Source organism: Streptomyces sp. NPDC002573 (assembly GCF_042889625.1).
In the GTDB taxonomy this organism is placed as follows: Bacteria; Actinomycetota; Actinomycetes; order Streptomycetales; family Streptomycetaceae; genus Streptomyces; species Streptomyces gibsoniae.
In genome coordinates, this window is the sequence record NZ_JBIARC010000021.1 from 25,020 (window position 1) to 43,403 (window position 18,384).

Sequence of the window (18,384 nt, forward strand, 5' to 3'; positions counted from 1 at the left end):
CGAGACCGACCGGACGACCCGGATGGGCTTCGTCCTGGTCCTCGGGATCGCCCTCCTCTACACCGGCATCTCGCTGGCCGACACCATGGTCATGACGACCTCAGTCCAGTCCGCGAACTGGCCGTGCTGCGACTGGCGGGCGCCGAGGCGCTGATGGTGGTCATGGTCGGCGGACTGCTGGGAGCGTCGGTCGCCGGGCTCAACCTGGTGGGCATGTGGAGCGCGCCGGGCCTGCTCTCGGTGTGGACGCCCATCTAGATCCCCTGGGCGACGATCACGGCGGCCATGGGCGCCTGCGCGGTGCTCGCCGTGATCTCGGCGGTCGCTCCGGCCGCCCTCTCCCTGCGGCGCAGAGCATTGGAGCCGGCGAACGTACGCGAGTGACCGAGGTCGACGGGTTGCCGGTCGTGGACGGCTGCGTCATGGCGGATCCGATCCGCGTCCACCCGTGTATCACCACGACGGTGAACGGCGGGAAGAGCGCGGATCGGCCTCGGGGAGGGCGCGTGGGGTCACGCGGGTCGTTTGAACATCCTCGTCGCGGTGATCTCGCTGTGCACCGCCTCTTCAGTCTGGGGCTGCTCTGGAAGACCCGGCCGCAGGTGTTCCTCGACGCGGATGTACTTCAGCCCAGCCCTTAGGTCGGCGTCGTTGCGCAACCGGATGACCAGCGGGAACTCCGCAAGCGCGGTGGTGTCGAACAGCCCCGTGGTGTACAGGAGCTGGACGCCGAGCGCGTCCGAGACGGCCCGCTGGAGCTCCAGCAGATAGGTCGCGTTGGCGCGGCCGATGGGATTGTCCAGGAACAGCGTGCCCGCGTGGCGGTGCTTGTCCCGGCCTCGGTCGTTGGAGCGCAGCGCGGCCATCGTGCAGTACAGGGCGATGGCGGCGGTGAGCAGCTGGCCGCCCGAGAACACGTCTCCCATCTGGCCGACCGGGACCCGTTCGGCGCGCAGCACGGCGTCCGGTTTGAGGATCTCGACCGCGACGCCCTTGGGCTGGAGCGCCGCGCCGACCCCCCTCAGCAGCAGCGACATACCGTCGCGCCGCAGGTCGGAGTTCTTCTTGACGGCCGCGCGGGTCGCCTCGTCGATGACCTCGCCCAGGCGTTCGATCAGCGTGGACTGGTCGGGTTCCTCGAAGCGGATCCGCAGGAACTCCTGCCCGGACCACTCCCCGAGGCCCTCGGGGAGCCTGGACAGCCGCTGCGCGGACCGCAGGGTCGCGAGGGCCGACTCCACGAGGCCCCGCAGACGGTCCACGATGGAGTCCCGGTTGCGTTCCAACTGCGCCAGTTCGTCGGTCAGGACGCGCAGCCGGGGTGCGAAGGCGTCCGCCCAGCGCTGTGCGTGCTCCGGCAGCGCGGATGCGGGCAGTTCGCGGATCTGCTGCCGGGCGGGGGTGCGAACCTGCTCGTAGCGGGTGGAGTTGGCGTGCCGGACCAGGACGTCGCAGGCCTCGCGCACGGCGCCCTCGGCGGCGGACAGATCGGCGGCGCAGCCACGCAGCGACCTGCGGGTCTCCGCGGCGGCCCGGCGGGCCTCCTCCAGCGTGCCGGGATAGGGCTCCGGCTCCTCCGGTTCCTCCTCCGAGGCGTGCTCGCGCAGCAGATCGCGGAGCATCGCGGCGACCTCGTCGAAGCCGCCGGCCGCGTCCTCGGCGGCCCGGTGGGCCTCGAGGAGTTCCGCGTGGGCCTCGCGGGCCTGGCCGAGCGCCTCGACGCGGGAGGCGAGTTCGGCGGTCGCGGTACGCAGCAGGGCCTGCGCGTGGTCGGCGTCCCGGGGCATCAGTTCCTCGGGCAGCTCGGTGTGAGCCTCGCCGTTCTGGGGCGCGTGCCGCTCGGCCTCGCCGCGCAGCCGCCCGAGCTGCTCGCTGGCCGTGGACATACGGGTCTCCAGCAGCTGTACCCATTCCTCGGCGCGCGCGGCGGCGGCCTGCCGGGACGGGCCGTCGGAGCCGTCGGGTGACTGAAGGAGCTGTTCGGCGCGTGTGCGCACCTTGTTGCTGAGCCGGTCCAGTTCGGCGAGGGCGGCGGACTCGTCGCTCTCGGCCCGCGCCTGCTCGGCCCGCAGATCGGCGTCGACGCCGACCTTCTCGTACACCTGGGAAGCGGCCCGGTAGGCCTCGCGGAGGGCGGGCAGGGACGTCCTGGGCGCGTCCGCGTCGTCCTCCGGTACGTCGTCGGGGGCGCCCGCGATCTCCGCGCGCTCGGCGCGCAGCGCACGCGCCGTGCGACGGGCGTCGTCGGCGGCGCGCTGTGCGGCGCGGCGGTCCTCGTCGGCGGCGCGGGCGCGCTCCAGGCAGGTCTGGGCACGGGCCTCCGCGTCGACCGCCTCGTCGGCGAGTTCCCGCAGCTTGACCTGCCAGCCCGCCCGCTCGCGCAGCCGGAAGGCGAGCCCGGCGAGGGCATCAGCGGCGCGGCGGGCCTTCTGGGCGGCCTCCTGCCGCTCGTCCCGCATCTGCGCGGCCTCGGCCGCGGCCTCGTCGGCCTCGGCGCGGGTGGTGCGTGCCTCGCCCAGCTCGGCCTCCGCCTCCTCGGCGAACGCGCGGGTGTCGCCGGCGGCCGTGGCGAGTTCGGTGAGCCGTCCGGCGGGGCATCCGGCGCGCCAGGACGCAAGCCTGGCCGCCAGTTCGCGGTCCTTGCCGAGCCGGGCCGCGAGCGCCCGGATCTCCTCGTCGCGCGCGGTGGCCCGGGCGCGCAGCGCCTGCCGCTCCTCGTCGGCGGCATGCTCGTCGTGCATGGCCGGGTTCGGCGGTACCAGGAAGACACTGCCGGCGTCGCTGTCGGTCTCGTCGAGAGCCGGGGTCGGGGCGAGCAGCGCGGCGGCGGTGCCGACGGCGACGGCCGAGCGCGGCAGCAGCGCGGCGTCGCTCAGCGTCCGGCGGGCCCGGGCGTGCGAATCCGGATCGGTGATGATCACACCGTCGACGAGTTCGGGACGGGCGGCCAGCACACGCGCGTGGTCGGCGGGGTCGACGGCCTGGGCGAGATAGCGCCAGCCGGGCAGCGCGGGAATGCCGTGCTCGCCGAGGAACTCGACGGTCGCCAGCACATCGGGGCCCGGCGGCAGCAGTCCGCCGTCACCGAGCGCGCCGAGGATGCGTGCGTCGTCGGCCGCGGCCGTGCGCAGTTCGAACAGCTGTCGTTCGGCGGAGGCGACGGAGTCCTCCAGCAGCGCGCGCAGTTCGTCGGCGAAGCCGTCCAGCTCCTCGGGGGTGAAGGGACCTTCGCCGGTACCCGGAGCGTCGGCGGGGTCCGTGTCCGTGTCGCGCCGGGGGCCGGGGACCCGCTTCCGGGCGGCCGTGTCCGTGCCCGACAGGCTGAGCAGTTCCGCCAGCCGCTCCTCCGCGGCCAGCGCCTCGGCGGTCCGGCGCTCGGCCTGGTACGCCCGTTCCGCGGCCGTGGCCGCGTCCGCCGAACGGGCCGCCGTCAGTTCCGCCCGGGACTCGGCCGAGGCCGCCTCACGCGCGTGCTCGGACGCACGGCGGGAGGCCTCCCGGGCGGTGTCCCAGGCCGCGACGGCCTCCTTCTCCGCATCGCTCGCGGCCAGCGCGGCCCGCGCCGGGTCGGCGTCGGGGGTGCTGTCGTCCAGCCATCCCGCCCGGACGGCCTGAGCGGTCTCCTGCTCGACCTCGTCGAGCCGCTGGCGCAGATGCCCCGCCTCGCTGCGGGCGCGCTGCGCCTCCGTGGCGGCGGCGGTGGAGTCCCGGTGGGCGGACTCGCCGGCGTCCTGGAGGCCGGCGGAGCGCTCCTCCTCCTCGTTGGCGAGGGCCTCGGCGCTCTCGGCGGCCGCGTGCAGTGCCCGTACGAGATCGACGGCGGCCTTGGCCCGGGCGGCGAGCGCCGGTGCGGCGTCCCGCTCGGCCTCGCGGATCGCGGCGGCCACGCGCGCGGAGCGGTCGGCGGCGGCGCGGTGCCGCAGCACGGCCTCGGCGGCCTGCCACGCGGAGTACAGCTGGCGGGCGTCGGCCAGTTCGCGCTTCTGCGCGGCGGCGGCCTTCTCGGCGCCGGCGAGGGCCAACGAGGCGTGGCGGTAGGCCAGTTCGGCCGCGACCAGCGCACTGCGCTCCCGGGCGCCCTCGGCGTGGGTGACGGCGTACGCGGCGGCGGTCACCCGCTGGGCCAGATCGGCTGCCCGGACCCGCTCCCGCACCCCGCGTGCGGACAGCCGCCGCGCCAGGGTGCGCGTGCGCCGCTCGGCGCCCGCGTGGATGTCGCGGGCCCGTGACCGCCCCTCGCCGGCCTCGACGATGCGCCCGAGCAGGTCCACCGACCCGGCGGTGAAGTCCCGTTCGGCGATCAGCTCGGAGCGGCGTCCCAGCTTGTTGCCGAACCCGCTGACCAGGTCGGCGAGTCCGTCGGTGTCCCGGGTGTCGGTGACGGCGCGCAGCAGCAGGTCGGTGAAGTCGGAGTCCTTCTTGACCGCGAAGAGGCCGGCGGCCTCACCCTCGTCGGCGTTCATCTCCCGCTGGTAGCGGAAGAGTTCGGGGTCGAGACCGAGGTCGGTCAGATGCTCGTTCCAGCGGTCGTGGATCTCCTCCCAGTGCACTTCGAGGTGCGGGTACGCCTTGCCGGCCTCCGTGAGGGCGTCCCGGAAACCCTTCATCGTGCGGCGCCGCCCCTGCGCGCCGGACGCGCCCTCGACGGGCGGCCGTACGGCGGTGGACTCGGCGACGGGCAGGTTGTCGAGGCTGAGACCGGGCCCCGGCCGGAAGGAGTACCAGGCCTCCGCGAACTTGCGGGGGTCGTTGGAGACCTGCCGGCCGCGCCACTCGCTGGCCTTGCCGACCACGACGCACTCGCCGGTCAGCGTGTGCTGCCACTCCAGCGCCACATGTCCGCAGTCGTCGGCGAGCAGGAACTTGCGCAGCACGCCCGAGCTGGCGCCGCCGAGGGTGTTGCGGTGACCCGGCAGCATCACCGAGAAGATCAGCTTCAGCAGGACGGACTTGCCGCCGCCGTTCTCCAGGAAGAGCACGCCGGCGGGCGCGGGGCGGCGCGGCGGCCCGGCGGGCTCATCCTCGAAGAACTCCGCCTGGATGGGCGCGGGGTCGGGCACCAGATCACCCACGCCCCGCAGGTCCAGCACGGTGTCGGCATAGCGCGCACCGGCCGGCCCGATGGAGTAGAGGCGGACCCGGGACAGCTCGTACATGGGGGGCTCTCGTCGTCAGTCGTGCTGAGTGGTCGGAAACATGGGGGAGGTTCGTGAGGTCCCGGAGCCTCAGGAGTGGAACGGCAGTCCGGCGTCGGCCACCAGGTCCAGATCGTCGGCGTCCTCGGCGGGCAGCAGGGTGGCCGAGCCGTCGGTCACCGGGACGATGCCCAGTTCGAGCAGTTCGGCCATGGCCGCGCTGCCCGCCATGTCGCGCACCTGGAGCTGGTAGCGGGCCGTCGTGCGATAGGTGCCGCCGTTGTCGTCGCCCGTGCGCTGCAGGAAGCCGGAGTCCGTGAGGAACGCGACGGCCTTGGCGACGATGCCGGTGGTCGAACCGGCCAGTCTGCGCGCGTCCTTGGTGGCCCCGGTCGCGCTGCGTCTGGCCCAGATGCGCCAGGCCGCCTCCAGACCGGGGGCGTCCGTCGCCGGGTCGGTGTTCTCCCCCTGCTCCTCGGCCCGCTCCTCGAGACGGCGGCAGGCCTGGCGTACGAACGCGTCGACGCCGTTGACCGTGACCCGGCCGATGTAGCCGTCGTCCGCCAGGTCCTCGGGGCGCGGGAAGGCGAGGGCGGCGACGGCGAGATGGGCCAGCCCGTGCAGAAAGCGGTCGCCGGAGTCGGCCGACGTACGACGCGCGTAGTCACCCATGCGGACGGCGAACACGGAGTCCTCGGCGGCGGTCACGGCCATGCCGGCGCGCGGGGACACCTCCAGGACGACCAGACCGAGTCCGGTGGCGACGGCGTCGGCGAGGCGCCCGAACGGCGGGTCCTCGCGGTAGCGGCGCAGCAGGTCCGCGTACTCGTGGTCGCGTGCGGGCTGCAGCTTGGGCTGCAGCCCGAAGGCCACGAGCCGCGCCGCGTCGGCGGCGTCGGCGGGGGTGACGGCGGCGCTCGCCGGAGCGGCGGCGTTCTCCGGGTCGCTCCACTCGACGTGCTCGGTCACGGTCGGGGCTCCTTGTCACGCTGGTACTCGTTGCCGTTCATGCCGCCTCCGTCCGGTCCGCCGCCATTCCGGCCGCGTCCAGCAGAGCCGTCCCCACGATCAGATCCGCACCGCCGAACTCGGGGTCGTCCAGCTCCGTTCCGTCGTCCACGGCGAAGAGCAGCTTCTCCTCGCCCTGCCGGTAGGCCGTCCCCACCGGCGGGCTGGCCGCGTGCACGGCCAGCAGGGCCACCAGGTAGGGCAGTTCGGGATCTCCTGTGCCTCGCGCCTCGGCGAGCAGTCCGGACAGCCGCCGCGGGGCGTCCGCCGGCAGATCGAGCAACTCCGTCGCGGCGGCGAGCTGTTCCTCGCTGAAGCGGCTGTCGTCCGGCGTCGCGACCAGATCCGGCTCGGGCATCTCCGCCCCGAGGTGCTCACGCTCCACCGGGGGTGTCAGCAGCAGCTCGACGAGGTCCGCGACCCGTACGGAAGCGGGCGTGCGCAGGCCCGTGCCCTGGGCGAAGAAGGCGTCGGTGACGCGCACCGCCTGCTCCAGGGGGAGCGGCAGCAGCGGGGCGAGGAGGTGTCCGTAGAGGTCCGTGCCGGACATCGCCGTCGGCGTGGCGAACGCCTGCCGGTCCTGTTCGGCGCGGAACAGCGGGCCCGCCTCCAGGAGCCGCGACTGCAGCTGGGTGTGCCGGCGGATGCAGTCCTTGACGATGTCTACGAGTTCGGCGGCGCGTCGCTTCTGCTCGGGGTCCTCGGACTCGTCGCGGGCCTTGCGGATGTTGGTGAGGATCGCGTTCTCGTGGCGGTAGCGGTCGGCCACGTGGTCGAGGGCCTCGGCGATCATGTCCGGCACCGCGTTCAGCCAGTCCACCGCGCGGACGTTGCGCCGGGTGGCCTCCAGGGCCTTGCGCAGCGACTCCGAGTACTGCACGGTGCGGTAGCGCGCCTGCTCGGCGGCGAGCTGGGCGTCGGCGAGGCGCCCCCGGCTGATCAGCACCTCCAGCTTGACCTCGGCGGCGATCTGGGCGCTGGTGACGTCAGTGTCGAGGGCGCCGACGAGGACGTTGACCGCCTCGTCCGTCGTGCGGAGGTAGACGGCGCCGCCGTATCCGGGCACCTCTTCGATCAGCTTGAAGTCGTAGTCACGGCGGACATAGGTGCCGTCCGGCTCGAAGGTGCCGTAGACGGCGCGGAAGCCGCGGTCGACGCTGCCGACGTTGATCAGGTTCTCCAGCACCCAGCGGGCCACGCGCTCGTGCTCGGCGACCGGGCGCCGCGGGGCCTGGGCGGCGATGCGCGGGAGGAGCCGGGCGACTATCTGGTCGTGGTCGGCGCCCGTGTCGAAGTCCATGTTCAGAGTGACCAGGTCGATGGCGGCGAGGGCGACCTCCGACATCCCGTAGACCGAGTACTCACCCGCGAGATTGGCCTTGCGCGCGTCCAGGTCGTGCAGCGGCGCCGTGCAGGCGAGCGCGCGCAGCCGCCGCGCCAGCCCCTCGTCGGCGGCCGGGCCCGGAGCAGGCCGCGGCCCCGCGCTGAGCTGGGGCGGAACACGGTCCGTCGATGCAGGCGAAGTCACGGTGCACAGATTAGGTCCTAGGTCTGACAACAGCCCAAACGGCGCGGGACCACTCCGAGGGGGCGGGCCGGGCGACACGCGAGGTGGCCCGAGCCACGGACGGTTCGACGGCACCGGCGGGCGCTGGTCGGACGGCACCGGAGCACGCCGGTCAGGCAGCGACCGAACAGCGCCGATCAGCCGCCGCTCGGGCAGCACCGGAGCGCGCCGGGAATCGGCCGGTCAAACGGGCCGGGCGGGCAGCGGTCAGCCGCCTGCCCTGCCCCCGTCGGCCACCCGGCGCCCGTAGACCTCGACGAGACCCGCCCGCGAGTCGTCGAGGTAGACCGCGAGCAGTTCCTCGGCCCGGTCGCGCTCCCCGGCCCGCAGGGCCTGGAGGATCTGCAGATTGCGCGCGAGATACGGCTCGTGCAGCCGGCGCGGGTCGTCCACCACGTGGAAGGCGAGCCGCAGTTCGGCGAAGACGCTGCGCATCAGCTCGTCGGTGCGTTCGCTGCCCGCGAGGGCCACCAGCTCACGATGGAAGTGGATGTTGGCCGTGGACACCCCTTTCCAGTCACCTTCGCGCGCCGCCCGCTGCCCGTCGGCGACCGCCTCGGCGAGCCCGTCCACGGCGTACGGCGGCTTCCCGAGGCCGCGCACGACGGCGCACTCCACGAGTCCCCGGACGCGGTAGATGTCCTCGACGTCCTCGACGGCCAGGACCCGTACGAAGACCCCGCGGTTCAACTCGTGGACCAGCAGCCGTTCGTGCGTGAGCAGCCGGAACGCCTCGCGCAGCGTGTTGCGGGAGACGCCGAGCGCGCCGCCGATGCTGTCCTCCGACAGCCGGGTGCCGGGCGGGAAGTAGCCCTCGGCGATCCGGCTCCTGAGGATGTCCGCGACCCGCTCGGCGGTGCTGGTGCGCCCGAGGAGCGCGCGGTCGTCGGCCAGTCCCGTCAGCTGCTCTGCCATGCCCGGAATTCAAGCGCAGACACGAGGACGAAACAACACGGGTATTGAAGGATCGTTCAACGATCCTCTACCTTGCTGCGCACGGCGCCGCCCGCTTCTCCCCGCGGCGCCGTGGCTTCCCCACGGCACGGCTCGGTTCCCAGCACCCTCCGTCCCTCATCTGCGAGGTGCCCATGAGCTCGACCCCACCACCCGAGGCCCTGACCTCCGACGCCCGGCCGGACACGGCCGAACCCACCGCGGCCGACGGCGCGTCGGGCTGGCTGCGGGCCCTCGGCCCGCGCGGCCGGCGCGCCTTCGCGGGCGCCTTCGGCGGCTACGCCCTGGACGCGTACGACTACTTCACCCTGCCGCTGAGCATGGTCGCGCTGGCCGCGTACTTCCGCCTGGACAGCGGCCAGACCGGCCTGTTCACCACGGTCACCCTGATCGTCTCCGCGGTGGGGGGCGCCGTCGCGGGTGTGGTCGCCGACCGCATCGGACGGGTCAGGGCCCTGATGATCACCGTGGTCACGTACGCCGTCTTCACCGTCGCCTGCGGCTTCGCGCCCACCTACGAGACGCTGCTGGTCTTCCGGGCCCTGCAGGGCCTCGGCTTCGGCGGCGAATGGGCGGTCGGCGCGATCCTGGTCGCCGAGTACGCGAGCGCCCGGCACCGGGGCCGTACGCTCGGCGCGGTCCAGAGCTCCTGGGCCGTGGGCTGGGCGCTGGCCGCCGGTGTCTACACCCTGGTCTTCTCCTTCGTGGACGACGGCCTGGCCTGGCGGGTGATGTTCTGGACCGGCGCGCTGCCCGCGCTGCTGGTGCTCTGGATGCGGCGGCGGGTCCACGACGCCCCGCAGGCGCGGGCCCGGCGCGAACAGAGCGCGGAGAAGGGCTCCTTCACGGCGATCTTCAAGCCGGGGACGGACGGGACACCGGGGCTGCTGCGCACCACGGTCTTCGCGAGCCTGCTGTCCACCGGCGTCCAGGGCGGCTACTACACCCTGGCGACCTGGGTGCCGACGTATCTGAAGACGGAGCGGGGCCTGTCCGTCGTCGGGACCGGCTCCTATCTGACCTTGCTGATCTCCGGGGCCTTCCTCGGCTATCTGACCGGCGGCCATCTCACCGACCGGCTGGGCCGCAGGCGCAACATCTGGCTGTTCGCACTGCTCTCGGCGGTCTGCGTCCTGGCGTACGCGAACATCCCGAGCGGCGCCGACACCCTGCTGCTGGTGCTCGGCTTCCCGCTCGGGTTCTGCATGTCGGCGATCTTCAGCGGCTTCGGCTCCTATCTGAGCGAGCTGTACCCGACCGCCGTGCGGGGCACGGGCCAGGGCTTCACGTACAACACCGGTCGCGCCGTGGGCGCCGTCTTCCCCACCCTGGTGGGCTTCCTCGCCGACAGCTGGGGCGTGGGCGGTGCACTGGTCTTCGGCGCGGTGGGATACGGCCTCGCGGCGCTGGCGCTGCTGGGGCTGCCGGAGACCCGCGGAAAGGAGCTGCTGTGAACCGCACGGAGGACCGCCTCGTGACCGCCGTCGACGAGCACGCGCACGCGTGGAGCCCGCGGGAGGCCCGGGCCCGTTTCCGCGAGGGGCTGACCGGCGCCACGGCCGGGACAGCCGCGGGCCACACCCAGGTCAACCTGATCTCGGTCCCGGCGGACTGGGCCTACGACATGCTGGTGTTCTGCCAGCGCAATCCGAAGCCCTGTCCGGTGCTGGACGTCACCGACGCCGGGGCCTTCGGCACGGTTCTCGCGGACGGCGCCGACCTGCGCACCGATCTGCCGCGCTACCGGGTGTGGCGGGACGGCGAGCTGGTGGACGAGCCCACCGATGTGCTCGCCCACTGGCGCGACGATCTGGTGTCGTTCCTCATCGGGTGCAGTTTCACCTTCGAGTGCGCGCTCTCCGACGCGGGTGTCCCTCTGCGCCACATTGAGCAGGGCCGCAACGTCCCGATGTATGTGACCGCCCGCCAGTGCCGGCCGGCCGGGCGGCTGAGTGGCCCCATGGTGGTGTCCATGCGTCCGGTTCCGCCGCAGCACCTGGCCGCCGCGATCCGGGAGAGCGGTCTGCTCCCGGCGGTGCACGGCAGCCCCGTACACTGCGGCGATCCGTCGGGCCTCGGCATCGACGACCTCGACCGGCCGGACTTCGGCGACCCGGTGGATGCCGAAGCGGACGACATCCCGGTGTTCTGGGCCTGCGGAGTGACCCCGCAGGCGGCGGTGATGGCCTCGCGGCCGCCGTTCGCCATCACCCACGCACCGGGGCAGATGTTCATCACCGACGCCCGCGACGACCAGTACCGCGTCGGGTGAGGGCCAGGACCGCGCCGGGTGACGCCGGTGACCAGGAGGGATCATGATCGATCTGAACGCCGACCTCGGCGAGGGCTTCGGCCGCTGGCGGCTCACCGACGACGAGCGGCTGCTGTCGGTCGTCACGAGCGCCAATGTGGCCTGCGGCTTCCACGCCGGGGACGCGGCCACCATGCGGCGCGTGTGCGAGCTGGCGGCCGAGCGCGGGGTACGGATCGGCGCCCAGGTCTCCTACCGTGACCTGGCCGGTTTCGGGCGGCGCGCGATGGACGTGCCGCCCGCCGAACTCGCTGCCGAAGTGGCCTACCAGATCGGCGCGTTGGAGGTGTTCGCGCGCGCGGCGGGCTCCCGTGTGTCGTATGTGAAGCCGCACGGCGCGCTCTACAACCGGGTGGTCCACGACGAGCGGCAGGCCGAGGCGGTCGTCGACGGCGTGCTGCTCGCCGACACGGCACTGCCCGTCCTGGGGCTGCCCGGATCGCACTTCCTGAAGGTCGCCGAGAAGGCCGGACTCCCGGTCGTCACCGAGGCGTTCGCGGACCGCGCGTACACGGACGAGGGCACCCTCGTGCCGCGTGGCGAGGACGGCGCGGTGATCACGGAGCCCGACACGGTCGTCGGACGCTCGGTGGGCCTCGCCCGCTCCGGCATCGTGACCGCCCGCTCCGGACGCGAGATCCCGGTACGGGCGCGCTCCCTGTGCCTGCACGGCGACACGCCCGGAGCGGTCGACCTGGCCCGCCGGGTGCGCGCCGAGCTGGAGGCGGCGGGCGTGCGCGTGGAGGCCTTCGCATGAGGGTGCTGCCGGTCGGCGACGCGGCCCTGCTGGTCGAGGTCTCCTCCGGGGAGGAGGCCCAGGCCCTGCACGCCGAGCTGCTGCGCCGCCGGGCCGGCGGGGAGCTGACGGCGGAGGAGATCGTGCCCGCGGCCCGCTCGGTCCTTCTGGACGGGGTGCCCGATCCCTCCCGGGTCGCGGCCCGGCTCGCCGGCTGGGACATCCCTCGCGTCATCCCGCGCGCGCGGGAGGCCGTCGAGATCCCCGTACGGTACGACGGCCCCGATCTGCCGGAGGTGGCGGCGCTGTGGGGCGTGCCGCCCGAGGAGGTGGGGCGCATCCACGCGGCGGCCGAGTTCCGCGTCGCCTTCTGCGGGTTCGCGCCCGGCTTCGGCTATCTGACCGGTCTGCCGGACCGCTACGGCGTGCCGCGCCGCGCGACCCCGCGCACGGCCGTGCCTGCGGGCTCGGTGGCCCTCGCGGGCCGGTACACGGGCGTGTACCCGCGCTCGTCGCCGGGCGGCTGGCAGCTCATCGGCTCGACCGACACGGTTCTGTGGGACCACGCGCGCGTACCGGCCGCGTTGCTCACTCCGGGGGCCCGGGTCCGCTTCGTGCCGGTGGGGGCGGAATGACGGACCGTGCGCTCTCGGTCGTACGGGCCGGCGCGCTGACCACCGTTCAGGACCGGGGGCGGCCCGGCCACGCCCACCTCGGGGTGCCGCGCTCCGGGGCGCTGGACGCGCCCGCGGCGGCGCTCGTGAACCGGCTGGTGGGCAATCATCCGGAGGCCGCGGTGCTGGAGACGACGCTCGACGGCTGTGCCGTGCGGCCGCGTTCGGCGGTCACCGTGGCGGTCGGCGGCGCGCCCTGCGCGGTCACCGTGGACGGCCGCCCGGCGCCCTGGGGAGCACCGGTACACGTCCCGGGCGGTGCGCTGCTCGGCCTCGGGCGCGCCCGGTCCGGGGTGCGCAGCTACCTCGGCGTCGCGGGCGGGGTGGCCGTCGAGCCGGTGCTCGGCAGCCGCTCCACGGATCTGCTGTCCGGGCTCGGGCCGCCGCCGCTCGCGGACGGCTCCGTGCTTCCGCTCGGGAGGCCGGCCGGTCCCCCCGCGCGTGTGGACACGGTTCCCCAGCCGGCGCCTCCGGCCGAACTGTTGTTGCGGGTGACTCCGGGCCCGCGTGCCGACTGGATCACGGCGGGCGCGTTCCGCACCCTCGTCACACGCGCGTACCGGGTGTCGGCCGCGAGCAACCGCATCGGCCTGCGCACGGAAGGTCCCGCCCTGGAGCGTGCCCGGGCGGAGGAACTGCCCAGTGAGGGCATGGTGCTGGGGGCGGTCCAGGTCCCGCCCGACGGCAGGCCCGTGGTGTTCCTGGCCGACCATCCGACGACCGGGGGGTACCCGGTGATCGCGGTCGTGCGCGCAGCCGACCTCGCTGCGGCCGCACAGGCGACTCCGGGCACCCCCCTGCGGTTCACGGTCGTGGGGGGGGGGGGGGGGGGGGGGGGGGGGGGGGGGGGGGGGGGGGGGCCGGGGTGGGGGGGGGGGGGGGGGCCCCCCCCGGGGGGGGCCCCCCCGCCCCCCCCCCCCCACGCCCTGGGCGGCCCGCTCAGGCGGCGTCCGGCTGCTGGTCGGCCACCGACAGCGCGGCCAGCGCGGACGCGACCGCGTGCGAGGCGCTCAGGTCGAGCCGGGCGCTGGTGCCCCTTGCCTTGTGGCGCACCTCGGCCGCCGCCAGGGTGAGCAGTTGGGGCAGCAGGTCCGTGCACCGCCGGGCCACCCAGCCCGTCCCGGCGGTGGCGAGCCACCAGAGGTTCGCCGAGCGGGTGGGCGCGGGGAACTCGGGTTCGGGCGAGGGCGCGGGACCGGTGGGGACGCCCGCCTCGGCGAGCAGGGCGTGGAACCGCCGGGCCAGCTGCCGGTGTCCGCGCTCCCCCGGGTGCAGCCGGTCCGCGCTCCACATCGCGCGGTCGCTGATCCACTCCCCGTCCGCGGCGTGCAGATGGACCGCCCCGTACCGCTCGGACAGCGCATGCACGACCGTGTTCACGGCCCGCTGCCGCCTGGCGAGCGGACGTGCAAGCGCTCCCGGCAGCCGCAGCATCGACCCGGGGTCGGGCAGACAGGCCGTGAGCAGTACGGCGTTCTGGGCCCGGAACGCCGCGTACACCTGGTCGAGCCGGGCGGCGACGGCGTGGATGTCGAAGGTGTAGCGCAGGGTGTCGTTGACGCCGATGACGACGGAGACGACGTCCGGGCGCAGGTCGAGCGCCTGCGGGGTCTGCCGTTCCAGGACGTCCCGCGTCTGGGCACCGCTGACGGCCAGGTTGGTGAACTCCGCCGCCGCATCGACGGAGCCGAGCCCACCGGCGAGCAGGGGAGCCCAACCCCGCCAGGTCTCCCCGACGCGGTCGCCCACCCCCTCCGTCAGCGAGTCACCGAGTGCCACGAACCGCAGCGGTCTCATGCGACGCCCTCCCGAGCGGCGTCCCGGAGCCGGGGCGCGGCCGACGGAGGCGTGACACGGGCCCGCGCGTCGTGCGACGACGTGTCGTGCGCCCGGGCAGTCTCCGGCAGGGCGTCGTGCGCGGCGAGGAACGCGTCCACCGCGGTCTTCCATCCGAAGCACTCGGCACGCGCGCGTGCCGCCTCCCGGCGCTCGGACTCCGACCGCGCCATCAGCAGGTCGACCGCGTCCGCGAAGGCGTCGCCGCTGTTCACGGCGGTGGCCCCGGCGGAACCGATCACCTCGGGCAGCGCGGACAGGGAGCTGGCCACCACGGGCGTGCCGCAGGCCATCGCCTCCAGGGCGGCGAGTCCGAAGGTCTCCGCCGGTCCCGGGGCCAGGCAGACGTCCGCCGAGGCCTGGAGCGATCCGAGCAGCTCCCGGTCGCGGACGTGACCCAGGAAGGTCACGGGCAGCTCCCGTTCCCGGGCCCGCTGTTCCAGCCGGGCGCGCAGCGGTCCGTCCCCGGCGACCACCAGCACCACGCGCCGTCCGCGCCGCAGCAGTGCCTCCAGCGCGTCCAGGGCCGTACCGGGCCGCTTCTCCACGGACAGCCGGGAGCACATGACGAGCAGGGTCTCGTCCCCGCGCGCGTGCTGGTCGCGCAGCCCCGGGTCCCGCAGCGCGGGGTGGCGCTGCTCCAGGTCGACGCCCAGCGGGGCCCGTACGACGTTGCGGGCGCCGATCCGCACGAACTCCCGCTCGGCGAACTCGGTGGTGCACACCACGCGCGCGTACGTGTGGGCCGTACGGGTGTTGAGGGCGTCGGCGGCGCGCCGGGAGAGGTTCTCGGACAGACCCCAGGTGCGCAGGACGCCGTCGGCGGTCTCGTGGGAGACCATCACGGCGGGGATCCGCGCCCGCCGCGCCCATTTGCCGGTCCAGCGCAGCGTGGTGCGGTCGGAGACCTCCAGGCGGTCGGGGACCAGGTCCTCCAGGAGGGCGGCGACGCGCCGCTTGTCCGTGAGGACCCGGTAGCCGCCGGTGCCGGGCAGCAGCGGCCCGGGGAGGGTGATGACCCGGCCCTGCTCGGTCATGCGGTCGGTGTGGTGCTCGCCCGGCACGATGAGCACGGGCTCGTGCCCGGCCTCCTTGAAGCCCTTGCCCAGTTCCCTCAGGGCGGTGCGCAGCCCGCCGGAGGAGGGCGCCACGAAGTTGGCGAGCCGGACGATCCGCAGACCGTCGCCGAAGCGCTCGGTGGCGAAGCTCATGCCGCCACCACCGTCCTGCGGGCGGCGAGCACGTCCTCGTAGTGCCCTATGAGCTGGTCGACGACGGCCGCCCAGGTGCGGCCCTCGACGGTGGCGCGGGCGGCGGCTCCGTACCCGGTCCGCAGCGCCGGATCGGCCGCCAGGGCCGCCACGGCGTCCCGCACGGCGGTCGCGTCACCGGGCGGGACGAGCAGCCCGGTGCGGCCGTGGGCCACCAGGTCGAGCGGTCCCCCCGCGGCGGGGGCGACGACCGGCACTCCGCTCGCCATGGCCTCCTGCACGGTCTGGCAGAAAGTCTCGAACGGGCCGGTGTGCGCGAACACGTCCAGGGAGGCGAAGATCCGGGCGAGTTCGTCACCCGTGCGGCGGCCCAGGAACACGGCGCCGGGCAGGACGCTCCGCAGCGTCGTCTCGCTGGGTCCGTCGCCCACCACGACGACGCGGACTCCCGGAAGGCCGCAGACCCCGGAGAGGAGTTCGACGTGCTTCTCGGGGGCGAGCCGGCCGACGTAGCCGACGATCAGCTCGCCGTTGGGGGCGAGTTCCCGCCGCATCGACTCATCGCGCAGGTCTGGCCGGAAACGGACGGTGTCGACACCGCGCGGCCACAGCTGCACCCGGGGCACGCCGTGCGCCTCCAGGTCGTTGCGAGCCGCGCTGGAGGGCGCGAGGGTGCGGTCGGCGGCGGCGTGCACGGAGCGGATGCGCCGCCAGGCCGCGGCCTCGCCGGCGCCCATGTAGGTGCGGGCGTATCCGGCCAGGTCGGTCTGGTAGATGGCCACGGCGGGGATGCCGAGCCGGGCGGCGGCGGCCATGCCGCGGACGCCGAGGATGAAGGGGCTGGCCAGGTGCACGATGTCGGCGCGGTGAGCGGTGATCGCCGCGGCGACGCGTCGGCTGGGGAGTGCCACGCGCACCTGGGGATAGCCGGGGAGCGGAAGGGAGGGGACACGGACCACGGGGCACGGCGCGAGAGCGTCGGCCGCGGTCTTGGCCGCGCCACCTCCCGGCTCGGGCGAGGCCGAGGACCTGGAGGTGGCCGGAGCGACGACGAGGGGAGCGTGACCGCGATCGACGAGGTGCCGGGCGGTCTGGAGCGCGCAATGGGCCACGCCGTTCACATCGGGGGGAAAGGATTCGGTCACGATGACGACACGCATACCCGTGTTCTCGCCGCGCCGGACGTGGCCGCGTCAACGTCGATCTTTCCGGCCGGGGAACGTCCCATGAGCGTTGGGCTGCGCAGCCGAGCAGGTCAGCCCCTGTCCATACGTTCCTGACCCCCGGGTCACCGAACGTTCATACGGGGAGCATGAGTGTTCACATGGTCGGCATGTCGGGTCCGATCCGGCTGCGTACGGCTGTCTGCACCTCGGCCTCCTCGGCCGGATCCGAAGCGAGGCGGCGCAGCTGCTCCACGACGCGGATGTCGCCGGTCTCGGCGTGCCGTGCGGCGATCTCGCGGGTGGACTCCTCGCAGTCCCACAGGCACTCGACGGCGAATCCGGCGGGGAAGGAGGGGTCGGTGGCCGCCAGCGCTCGGGCGGCTCGGCCTCGTAGGTGGGAGGAGGCCGTCTCCCGGTAGATATGGCGCAGTACCGGCGCGGCGCAGGAGATGCCGAGCCGTCCGGCCCCGTCGACGAGGGTCCACAGGGTCGGTGCGTCGGGGCCCTCGCCCCGCACCGCTTCCCGCAACGCCGCGAGGACCAGGTCGCGGTCCTGGCCGCCGCCCCGGCAGGCGAGCACACGTCCGGCGGCGGCCCCCAGGGCGTCGGGCCGGCGGGCCCAGCCGCGCGCCCGGTCGACGGCGGACACACTGCGCATGCGTTCGAAGGCGTCCACGGCGGCGTCCACGACGAGCGCGGACCCGGTGGCCACGGCGTCCTCGACGAGGTCGAGGGCATCGGGGTCATTGCTGTCGGCGAGGTAGCGCAGGGCGGTGCAACGCGCCCCGTCGCTCCCGACGCGCGCGGCCCGGACGATCTCGGCCCGGTCCTCGGGACCCGCGACGGCGGTGAGACAGCGGGCGGCGGGCACATGGAGGGCAGCGCCGCGCTCGATGCCCTGCTGGGCCCAGTCGAAGACGGCCTGGACGCTCCAGCCCGGCCGGGGACCCTGGGGCCGCAGCTGCCGCTGCCACCGGTCGAAACAGCCGGCCTCCTGCGCGGCACGCACGCGTGTGGCGACGGACTCGCGGGCGTCGTCGGCCCACAGCCGCCAGGGCCGGGGTTCGAAGGCGTCCCGGACGGCAACGGCGAGTTCGGCCTCGCCCTCGGCGTCGGCCGGGAAACGGGCCAGCACGGGAGCGGCGAGGGCGCGCAGCCCCGCGTCGTCGTCCCGCAGCGCCAGTTCGTCCAGCGCCCAGGCCCAGTTGCTGCCCGAGGCCGCGTACCTGCGCAGCAGTGCGAGCGCGTCACGCCTGCCGTAGGAGGCGAGATGCCCGAGGACCGCGAGGGCGAGCCCGGTGCGGGACTCCTCGGTGTCGAGGACGTCCTCGGCGCCGAAGAGGTGGGCCTCGATCTCGTCGAGCTCGCCGTTCAGATCGAGATAGAGCCGGGCGTAGTACAGGGAGCGGTTCTCCACCTGCCAGTCGTGGCGGGGATCGCGCAGTACACAGTGGTTGAGAGTCGCGAGCGCCTCGGCTCGCGGTGCGGTGAGCGCGTGCAGCGTGCCGTCGCCGCGGCCCCTCTGCAGGAGACCGAGCAGCGTTCCACTGGGCGCTATGACCGGTTCGAACATGGGAAACAGCCTCACATCAAGCGTCGACGCAACCGGGGAACACGCACTACCTGGCCGCGTGACAACACGTCGGAGCGCCCGCCGTCTCTTGCTTGCTGTAGACCATCTTCCTCTGCCTCTCGTCGGTGGCCCGTGCGGACCGCATCACGGGCCGCGCGGTGCGGCAACACCTGCCCAGCCATCGCGTCCGTGAATCACGACGTCATGATGACC

General features: G+C 74.2%; 15 protein-coding genes and 1 pseudogene. 7 read left to right on the forward strand and 9 right to left on the reverse strand.

The window, feature by feature from the left end; translation table 11 throughout:
• Positions 1–22 precede the first annotated feature (22 nt).
• Together ACFYX0_RS20810 and ACFYX0_RS20815 are read left to right on the forward strand one after the other, a co-directional pair.
• Positions 23–154, forward strand: a complete 132-nt coding sequence (locus ACFYX0_RS20810) for a hypothetical protein (RefSeq protein WP_388972128.1) — start codon at positions 23–25, stop codon at positions 152–154.
• Complete coding sequence (locus ACFYX0_RS20815) at positions 124–258, forward strand: hypothetical protein (protein ID WP_388972129.1); 135 nt, start codon at positions 124–126, stop codon at positions 256–258. Before ACFYX0_RS20810 ends, ACFYX0_RS20815 begins: the two co-directional genes overlap by 31 nt.
• Here the strand turns inward: ACFYX0_RS20815 and ACFYX0_RS20820 are convergent.
• From ACFYX0_RS20820 to ACFYX0_RS20840, 5 genes are all read right to left on the reverse strand, one after another.
• Complete coding sequence (locus tag ACFYX0_RS20820) at positions 255–446, reverse strand: hypothetical protein (RefSeq protein WP_355922203.1); 192 nt, start codon at positions 444–446, stop codon at positions 255–257. The genes ACFYX0_RS20815 and ACFYX0_RS20820 overlap by 4 nt on opposite strands.
• Before the next feature lie 66 nt (positions 447–512).
• Complete coding sequence (locus tag ACFYX0_RS20825; protein ID WP_388972130.1) at positions 513–5,156, reverse strand: hypothetical protein; 4,644 nt, start codon at positions 5,154–5,156, stop codon at positions 513–515.
• A 69-nt stretch (positions 5,157–5,225) separates the two neighbouring features.
• Complete coding sequence (locus ACFYX0_RS20830; protein WP_388972131.1) at positions 5,226–6,104, reverse strand: hypothetical protein; 879 nt, start codon at positions 6,102–6,104, stop codon at positions 5,226–5,228.
• 37 nt (positions 6,105–6,141) lie between these two features.
• The gene (locus tag ACFYX0_RS20835; RefSeq protein WP_388972132.1) at positions 6,142–7,671 is read right to left on the reverse strand and encodes a hypothetical protein; all 1,530 of its coding nucleotides are present in this window, start codon (positions 7,669–7,671) and stop codon (positions 6,142–6,144) included.
• A 246-nt stretch (positions 7,672–7,917) separates the two neighbouring features.
• Entirely contained in the window at positions 7,918–8,625 is a 708-nt protein-coding gene (locus ACFYX0_RS20840) for a GntR family transcriptional regulator (protein WP_355913880.1), read from the reverse strand.
• 173 nt (positions 8,626–8,798) lie between these two features.
• Between ACFYX0_RS20840 and ACFYX0_RS20845 the strand changes: the two genes are divergently transcribed.
• The 5 genes and pseudogenes from ACFYX0_RS20845 to ACFYX0_RS20865 all read left to right on the forward strand — a co-directional run.
• Entirely contained in the window at positions 8,799–10,118 is a 1,320-nt protein-coding gene (locus ACFYX0_RS20845) for an MFS transporter (RefSeq protein WP_355913877.1), read from the forward strand.
• Entirely contained in the window at positions 10,115–10,936 is an 822-nt protein-coding gene (locus ACFYX0_RS20850; RefSeq protein ID WP_388972133.1) for a putative hydro-lyase, read from the forward strand. Before ACFYX0_RS20845 ends, ACFYX0_RS20850 begins: the two co-directional genes overlap by 4 nt.
• A gap of 43 nt (positions 10,937–10,979) precedes the next feature.
• Positions 10,980–11,732, forward strand: coding sequence for a LamB/YcsF family protein (locus tag ACFYX0_RS20855; RefSeq protein ID WP_388972134.1), 753 nt, complete (start codon positions 10,980–10,982; stop codon positions 11,730–11,732).
• The gene (locus tag ACFYX0_RS20860) at positions 11,729–12,346 is read left to right on the forward strand and encodes an allophanate hydrolase subunit 1 (RefSeq protein WP_388972135.1); all 618 of its coding nucleotides are present in this window, start codon (positions 11,729–11,731) and stop codon (positions 12,344–12,346) included. Before ACFYX0_RS20855 ends, ACFYX0_RS20860 begins: the two co-directional genes overlap by 4 nt.
• Positions 12,343–13,200 (forward strand): annotated as a pseudogene (locus ACFYX0_RS20865) (biotin-dependent carboxyltransferase family protein); the annotation flags it as partial. The gene ACFYX0_RS20860 and the pseudogene ACFYX0_RS20865, both read left to right, overlap by 4 nt.
• 124 nt (positions 13,201–13,324) lie before the next feature.
• Here ACFYX0_RS20865 and ACFYX0_RS20870 read toward each other — a convergent pair.
• From ACFYX0_RS20870 to ACFYX0_RS20885, 4 genes are all read right to left on the reverse strand, one after another.
• Positions 13,325–14,182 carry an SGNH/GDSL hydrolase family protein gene (locus tag ACFYX0_RS20870; RefSeq protein WP_311699101.1) on the reverse strand — a complete coding sequence of 286 codons (858 nt, stop codon included), beginning with the start codon at positions 14,180–14,182 and terminating at the stop codon, positions 13,325–13,327.
• Positions 14,179–15,432 carry a glycosyltransferase gene (locus tag ACFYX0_RS20875; protein ID WP_388972136.1) on the reverse strand — a complete coding sequence of 418 codons (1,254 nt, stop codon included), beginning with the start codon at positions 15,430–15,432 and terminating at the stop codon, positions 14,179–14,181. Before ACFYX0_RS20875 ends, ACFYX0_RS20870 begins: the two co-directional genes overlap by 4 nt.
• Entirely contained in the window at positions 15,429–16,592 is a 1,164-nt protein-coding gene (locus ACFYX0_RS20880; protein WP_388972137.1) for a glycosyltransferase family 4 protein, read from the reverse strand. The genes ACFYX0_RS20875 and ACFYX0_RS20880 overlap by 4 nt, the downstream gene beginning before the upstream one ends.
• A 160-nt stretch (positions 16,593–16,752) precedes the next feature.
• Positions 16,753–18,171, reverse strand: coding sequence for a HEAT repeat domain-containing protein (locus ACFYX0_RS20885; protein ID WP_355913854.1), 1,419 nt, complete (start codon positions 18,169–18,171; stop codon positions 16,753–16,755).
• Positions 18,172–18,384 lie beyond the last annotated feature (213 nt).